Source organism: Bordetella petrii, from assembly GCF_020991325.1.
In the GTDB taxonomy this organism is placed as follows: Bacteria; Pseudomonadota; Gammaproteobacteria; order Burkholderiales; family Burkholderiaceae_B; genus Bordetella_A; species Bordetella_A petrii_E.
Genome location: NZ_JAJMLX010000234.1, coordinates 1 through 7244 on the forward strand (window position 1 = coordinate 1; position 7244 = coordinate 7244).

At 66.4% G+C, this 7244-nt stretch carries 8 protein-coding genes and 1 pseudogene; 5 read left to right on the forward strand and 4 right to left on the reverse strand.

Translation table 11 applies throughout. From position 1 onward, the window contains the following. From LPZ50_RS19150 to LPZ50_RS19160, 3 genes and pseudogenes are all read right to left on the reverse strand, one after another. Positions 1-297, reverse strand: a pseudogene (locus tag LPZ50_RS19150) (MFS transporter); the annotation flags it as partial. Between the two features lie 132 nt (positions 298-429). Further along, a complete protein-coding gene (locus LPZ50_RS19155; RefSeq protein WP_230663772.1) occupies positions 430-1335 on the reverse strand; it encodes a LysR substrate-binding domain-containing protein in 906 nt (301 codons plus the stop codon). A gap of 71 nt (positions 1336-1406) precedes the next feature. Continuing rightward, positions 1407-2177, reverse strand: coding sequence for an IclR family transcriptional regulator domain-containing protein (locus tag LPZ50_RS19160; protein ID WP_230663775.1), 771 nt, complete (start codon positions 2175-2177; stop codon positions 1407-1409). 137 nt (positions 2178-2314) lie between these two features. Here LPZ50_RS19160 and LPZ50_RS19165 point away from each other — a divergent pair, with 137 nt between their 5' ends. The 5 genes from LPZ50_RS19165 (at position 2315) to LPZ50_RS19185 (ending at position 6496) form a co-directional block, all read left to right on the forward strand. Next, positions 2315-2788 carry a MaoC family dehydratase gene (locus LPZ50_RS19165; RefSeq protein ID WP_230663777.1) on the forward strand — a complete coding sequence of 158 codons (474 nt, stop codon included), beginning with the start codon at positions 2315-2317 and terminating at the stop codon, positions 2786-2788. Between the two features lie 23 nt (positions 2789-2811). Next, a complete protein-coding gene (locus LPZ50_RS19170; RefSeq protein WP_230663780.1) occupies positions 2812-3249 on the forward strand; it encodes a MaoC family dehydratase in 438 nt (145 codons plus the stop codon). A gap of 38 nt (positions 3250-3287) precedes the next feature. Continuing rightward, the gene (locus LPZ50_RS19175) at positions 3288-4271 is read left to right on the forward strand and encodes a tripartite tricarboxylate transporter substrate binding protein (RefSeq protein WP_230663783.1); all 984 of its coding nucleotides are present in this window, start codon (positions 3288-3290) and stop codon (positions 4269-4271) included. Between the two features lie 13 nt (positions 4272-4284). Then, positions 4285-5526 carry a CaiB/BaiF CoA transferase family protein gene (locus tag LPZ50_RS19180; protein ID WP_230663786.1) on the forward strand — a complete coding sequence of 414 codons (1242 nt, stop codon included), beginning with the start codon at positions 4285-4287 and terminating at the stop codon, positions 5524-5526. A 94-nt stretch (positions 5527-5620) separates the two neighbouring features. Continuing rightward, on the forward strand, positions 5621-6496 hold the full coding sequence (locus LPZ50_RS19185) for a spermidine synthase (RefSeq protein ID WP_230663789.1): 876 nt from the start codon (positions 5621-5623) through the stop codon (positions 6494-6496). Positions 6497-6520: 24 nt separating this feature from the next. On the opposite strand, the gene LPZ50_RS19190 is transcribed toward LPZ50_RS19185, so the two are convergent. Next, positions 6521-7244, reverse strand: a 724-nt coding sequence (locus LPZ50_RS19190) for an alkaline phosphatase D family protein (protein WP_230663792.1), incomplete at its 5' end; no start/stop codon positions are given.

The following is a 7244-nucleotide window of genomic DNA, read 5'->3' on the forward strand; positions in this document are numbered from 1 at the left end:
GGCCAGGGCCAGCCCCGCCGCGAACGCCGCCGCGCCGAATGCCACCACCGGCGCCGACCCGTACCGGTCTGCCGCGGCCCCCGCGAAGGGCTGCGCCACGCCCCACACCAGGTTGTGCACGGCGATGGCGAACGCGATCTGCGTCACGGGCAGGCCGCGGTCGAATGAGAAGGGAGTAATGAACAACCCGAAGGTCTGCCGCACCCCCATGGCCGCACTGAGAATCAGCGCCGCGGCCACTATGACCCAGATGAACGGGTTGCCGGACAGCGGACGTGCAGTGTCTGCGGTTTGCATGGCGATGTGATCTCCTTTGCCTGCATGGTGGCAGCGGCCAACGATGCCGGCAAAGGAAAAGATCTTCACGGCGGGTGAGGAATCTTCACTCGCGCGCGACCAGTTCTTTCATATCGGACACCTGCCAGCACACTAGGCAGCGAAATCTTCGGCCTGGGATGCCAGCCAGTCGCGGAACGCCAGCAATTCGCTGCGCCGTTCGACGCCTTCCGCGCTGACCAGCCAATATGCGGTTTCTGCCTGCAGCTCTGGCAAACCCAGGGTCAGCAACACACCGTGCTGCAGGTCGCGGTCGACCAGCGGGCGGCGGCCCAGCACCACGCCCAGGCCGGCCGTGGCGGCGTCGAACGCCAGCTGGATCGTGTCCAGGCGCAAACCGCCCGCCAGGACGGCCTCGCCGGGCGCGGCACCGCTCGCCTGATCACACCAGGCCTGCCAATCCTCGCTGGCCAGGGTCACATGGATAAGGGCCGCGCGCGACCAATCGACCTGTCCGTGGGCGTCCAGCAAGGTATTCCGGTATGCCGGCGCGCACACCGGTACCAACTGTTCGCCGAACAGCCGCGTCCAGGAAGCCGACGCCACGTGGCTGCGGCCCATGCGGATGGCAAAGTCGAACCCGTCTACCGGAAACCCCACATGCCGTTGCGAGGTGTCGATAGTGATCTGCACATCGGGCCATTGCCTGCGAAAACCGTGCAGGCGGGGCAACAGCCAGCGCGATGCCAGCGTAGGCGCGCAACTGAGGGCGATGCGGCGCCCGCCGCCAGCCCCTGGCAGCCGCTGCGTGGCCGTGGCGATCAGTGACAAGGCCTCGGACACATACAACAGATAATCAGCCCCCTCGGGGGTCAATGACAGGCCGCGCGGCCCGCGCATGAACAGGCTCACTCCCAGGGCTTGCTCCAGCCCCACGACGCCGTGGCTGACCGCGCTGGGCGTCAGGTTCAGTTCGGCCGCCGCCTGCTTGAAGCTGCACAGTCGTCCGGCGGCTTCGAACAGGCGCAAGGCGGGCAAGGGGGGCAGGCGGCGCGGCATGGACGAGATCCTTCGGCATGGCGGGTTGGTTGTCCCGCGATAGTGCCTACTGTAACGAAGACCGGCACCGTTTAATAACTGACGCCGGTGGCCCGCAACTGCGAGGCCGTATGGCGTAGTTCCGGCAGGAATTCGCGCACGGCCGCGGCCTGGTCGAAGCTGCCGGCCGGCAGGCTGACGTTGATGGCGGCGATGATGGCGCCGTCTTTGTCGCGCACCGGCACGCCCAGGCCGGCGATGGATTCGTCCAGTTCGCCGTCCACCCACGCATACCCCTGTTCGCGGGCTTGCTCGATGGCGGCCCTGAGCCGGCTGCGATCCACCACCGTGGCGCCGGTCAGCTTCTTCAGCGTGGCGTGGGCAAGATAGGCGTCCAGCGCCGCGTCGTCCAGGCCCGACAACAGCACGCGCCCCATCGACACCGCGTGCGCCGGCAGGCGGCTGCCCAGCGAGGGGCTCATGGGCAGGATGCGGCGCGTATGCAGGCGCTGCACGTAGACGATGTCTTCTTCGTCCAGCACCGACACCGCGCACGACTGGCCGATACGCGCGCACAGCTCTTCCAGCGCCAGTTGCGCGTGCCGCCAATACGGCAGCGAGTACAGGTACGACAGCCCCAGGCGCAGCACCTTGGGCGTCAGCCAGTAGTGCTTGCCATCGGTCTTGACAAAGGCCAGGTCGATGAGTGTCAGCAAGAACCGCCGGACCGCCGTGCGCGGCAGGTCGACGGCCTCGGCCACGTCGCCCAGGGTCTGGCGGGCCGCCCCCTGCCCCATGGCCTCGATGATTTTCAGGCCGCGCGCAAAGGTGCGCACGAACGATTCGCTGTCTGGTGTTGCCATGCCTACCCCCGCCGCGTGCTTGACACGGCAAAAAACGGCCCGCAGAATGACCATAAAGCGGATATCAATATCCGCTTAGCGGTCATTGTAGCACGATGCCCTCTTAAATCAACCGTTGCTCAACCCAGCCTCCAGCCATGACAGAACCCACTTTCGAAACCGATTTCTGGAAAGACGCCCAGGCCCGCAAGATCTGGGACGACATCATTCCCGGCCAGCCCCGCAAGACCATTCCCTACACCCTGACCCTGGAAGCCATCCACAAATACTGCCAGGTGGTGGGCGACACGCATCCGCTGTACTTCGACGAGGACTACGCCCGCAACTCGCCCTACAAGGGCCTGATCGCCCCCCCGGCCATCCATATCCTGCTGATGTTCGCCTGCACCCCCACCGACGACTGGATGCGCAGCCCTGGCACGGTCAATGCGGGGCAGTCCTGGAGCTACAACATTCCCGCGCGCCCCGGCGACGTCATCCGCCTGCAGGCCCGCGCACTGGACAAGTTCATCAAGAAAGACCGGCTGTTCGCCGTGCACGACAACGTGTTCTTCAACCAGCGCGACGAAGTCATCTGCTCCGGCCGCGGCTGGACCATCCGCCCCATGTAAACGCCAGGCCAAGGATCCGCACCATGAACCCCGCATTCGACACCCTGAAAACCGGCCAGAAAATCGACGGCGCGCCGTTTTCGCCCACCCGCGAATCCATCCGCGAATTCTGCGCAGCCTCGCTGGACTTCAATCCCCTGCACCTGGATGACAACTACATGCAGGGCAATTTCGGCAAGACCCACTTCGGCGGCATCATCATGCATGGCATGAACAATTTCGGCGTCATCGCCAGGATGCTGACCGACTGGCTGTATCCGCAGGGCGGCGTGCAGCGCCGCCTGGAAACCCGCTGGAAGGCGCCGGTAAAACCGGGCGACACCATCACCCCCAGCGCCACCATCACCGCCACCCGCCGCACCGAAAAAAGCCAATGGGCCACGCTGGACGTGCAGGTAACCAACCAGCGCGGCGAAACCGTGGCCGTGGGCGAAGCCATGGTGGAGTTTCCCTCGATGTAAGCCCCCCGCAGCAGAACACAAAAAAACAGGAGACAACCATGAAAGCATGGACACACGCGGCGGCGGCCGCCGCCACCCTGGCCCTGGCCACCCTGCTGGCGCCGCCCGCGGCCCAGGCGCAGCAACCCTACCCCGCCCGCAGCGTCACGCTGGTCGTGCCCTTTCCGCCCGGAGGCACCACCGACATCCTGGCGCGGCTGCTGGCCAACGAACTCGGCCAGCAATGGAAGCAGACCGTCGTCGTGGAAAACAAGCCCGGCGCCAGCGGCACCATCTTCTCCGAGCAGTTGGCGCGCACCCAGCCCGACGGCTACACGCTGATGCTGACGGCCACGCACCACGTCATCAACCCCAGCCTGTACAAGAACCTGCGCTACGACACCCGCAAGGATTTCACGCCTATCGCCGAAGTGGCGGCCGTGCCCAACGTACTGGTGGTGAACCCCTCGTTTCCCGCCCGCACCGTGCCGGAACTGATTGCCTATGCCAAGGCCAACCCCGGCAAGGTGAACTTCGGCTCGGCGGGTACGGGCGGTGCCAACCATTTGTCGGGTGAACTGTTCAAGTCCATGACCGGGATTGAGATGGTGCACATTCCCTATAAAGGCGCCGCCCCGGCCCTGAATGATCTGCTGGGCGGGCAGATCCCCGTGATGTTCGATTCGGTGCCCGGCGTGCTGCAGCACATCCAGGCTGGCAAGCTGCGCGCACTGGGAGTGACATCCACCAAGCGGTCGCCGGCGCTGCCCGACGTGCCCACGCTGGACGAGGCCGGCGTCAAGGGCTTCGAGGCCATGGCCTGGTTCGGCCTTTACGCGCCGGGCGACATGCCGCCGGAACTGGCCGGCAAGATTTCCAGGGACGTGCTCGCCGCGCTGCAAAGCCCGCAGATCAAGCAGCAATTCGCCAAGCAGGGCGCCGAACCCGGCACCATGACGCAGCCCGAGTTCGCCAGGTACGTCAACGCCGAAATCGACAAATGGGCCAAGGTCATCGCCGACGCCCACATCAGCATTCAATAAAGGAAGCTCATCCATGCCGGACGCCGCCGCCACACCGGGCGCCTTGTCGCACATACGGGTACTGGACCTGTCCCGCATCCTGGCGGGCCCCTGGTGCACCCAGAACCTGGCCGACCTGGGCGCCGAGGTCATCAAGGTCGAGCGCCCCGGCGGCGGCGACGACACACGCGCGTGGGGGCCGCCCTGGATGCGCGCCGCCGATGGCGGCGAGGCGGCCGATTCCACCTACTACGCCGCCGCCAACCGCGGCAAGAAGTCGGTGACCATCGACATCGCCAGCGCCGACGGCCAGCGCCTGGTGCGCGAACTGGCCGCCCATAGCGACGTGGTGGTGGAAAACTACAAGATCGGCGACTTGAAGCGCTACAACCTGGACTACGACAGCCTGCGCGACGTGAACCCCGGGCTGGTGTATTGCTCCATTACCGGCTACGGACAAAGCGGCCCCAGTGCCCGCAAGCCCGGCTACGACTTCGTGTTCCAGGCCATCGGCGGGCTGATGAGCATTACCGGCGAGCACGATGCGCTGCCTGGCGGGGGCCCGCAGAAAACCGGTATCGCCATCGCCGACGTCATTACCGGCATGTACGCCACCATCGCCATCCTGGCGGCCCTGAACCACCGCGCGGAATCCGGCCAGGGCCAGTACATCGACATGGCCCTGCTGGACTGCATCGTGGCGCTGGGCGGCAACCAGGTCACCGGCTACTTTGCCAGCGGCAAGGTTCCGCATCGCTACGGCAACGCGCACGCCAGCCTGGTGCCCTACCAGGTTTTCACTGTGGCCGACGGCGAGATCGTGGTGGCGGTGGGCAATGACGTGCAGTGGCAGCGCTATTGCACCGCCATCGAGCGGCCCGACCTCGCGGCCGACCCGCGGTGGGCCCGGGTCCAGGGCCGCATCGTGGGCCGCGGCGAACTGGTGCCCGAACTGGCGCGCGCCATGCTCACGCGCAGTGCCGGCGAGTGGATCGCCCGCCTGGAAGCGGCCGACGTGCCCTGCGGCCGCATCAACGACTACGAACAAGTATTCCAGGATCCTCAGGTGCGGCATCGCGGCCTGCGCGTGGACATGCCCCGGCCCGGCGGCGGCATCGTGTCCACAATTGCCAGCCCGCTACGGCTGTGCGGCACGCCCGTGAAATACGAACTGCCTCCCCCCACCGTCGGCGACGGCAACGAGTACGTATTGGGGCAATTGCTGGGCTACAGCCCGCAAGCCATACAGGCCCTGAAAGACAAGCGGGTTGTCTGACGGGGCGGACGGGGCCGTCCTGCGTGCGCCAGACTGTCCGCCGTCGCGCGGCGCCAAGATATGATGTCCCATCCCGCATCCGACATCATTCCCCATGCGCCGCATCCGCCTTCGCCTGTCCCTGCCCCTGCTGCTGGGATGTGTCCTCCTGTACATGGGCGTCGCCCACGCCCAGCCGCGCCTGCTGCACACCGAGCCTTCCCAGTTCGGCAAGATCCTGGTCTTCGAGGAAAACGGCGAGCGCTGCCTGAACTTCAATTCCATGGTCGACTTCGGCCGGCAAACCTGCCTGGACCTCGACCAGCCTGACCAGTTGGTGTTCAGCTACACGCGCATGATGGCCAGCGCGCTGTTCGCCAAGCCCGACCCGCGGGCCATCCTCATCGTCGGGCTGGGCGGCGCCACGCTGCAGAAGACCTTGGCGAAGCTGCTACCCGACGCCACCATCGACACCGTGGAAATCGACCCCGCCGTCGCCAAAGTGGCCCGGGACTATTTCGGCTACCAACCGGGCCCCCGGCAGCGGCTGTTCGTGGACGACGGCCGCGCCTATATCGAGCAGGCCCACCGCGACGGCCGGCAATACGACATGGTGATGCTCGACGCCTTCGACGTCGATTACATCCCCAGGCACCTGATGACCATCGAATTCCTGGAGCACGTGCGCGGCATTCTGGCGCCGGCCGGCATCGTGGTGGCCAACACGTTCACCAACAGCAAGCTGTACGAACAGGAATCCGCCACTTACGCGGCCGTGTTCGGCGACTTCTTCAACCTGCGGCAGGGCAATCGCGTCATCGTCGCGGGGCGCGGCACCCTGCCCGACGACGGCACCCTGGCCCGCAATGCCGCGGCGCTGGCCCGCCCTTTCGGCAAGCTCGGCGTGGACACCGAACTTGCCGTGGGCTGGTTCTCGCGCTACCAGGCGGGCGCCGCGCAGCCCCAGGTTTTGCGCGATGCGGACAAGTAGGCGGCGCATCTATGGGACAGCACACTAGCCCGCCAGGTCCACAGCCGGCGTGCCCGCCGCCACCGTCAGCACGGTTTGCGATGCCACCGCGGGCTGCGCCGGCGCGCGATCGCCGTCCAGCGGCTTGAGCTTGTTGAACTCGCAACGCAATTCGGCCGCCGTCAGGGTCACCACCGCGAACCCCTGGGCGTCCGTATCCACGTGGCGCAGCCAGGCCGGATTGGACTGTTTCAGCGTCCCATTGAAGTTATTCACGATGGCGCCGTCCTGTTCGCTGTAGATCAGCGGCTTGGCGGGCGCGAAGGTGGCGTTGGTGTCGACGACGTTCTTGAAATAGCTGAAGAACGAGTTGCTGGACACGCCCGCGGTTACCAGGTCCACCATCACGGGCACCGGGGTCGCCGCATCGTAGTCGTCCATGACCGGTCCGGCGAAGAAGGCATGGATATCGCCCGTCAGGGCCACCACATTGCGCACGCCGTGGTCGCGCAGAAAAGCCATCATGTCCTTGCGCTCGGCGTTGTAGCCGTCCCACTGGTCGGCGTTGAGCAGATACTCGGCCAGCAACATGGAAGGCGGCAATTGCGCGTCCAGGGCCGGCTTGATCTGCGCGGCGAACACGGCCAGCGGAATGCCGGCCTGCGTCTCCAGCAGCGCGGCCAGCGCGGGGTAGGCCGTCACCGGCTTGGCGCCGCTCACGTCGGCGCTGCCCAGGTCCTGCTCCAGCGCGCCGGCCATGGCCTGCGTC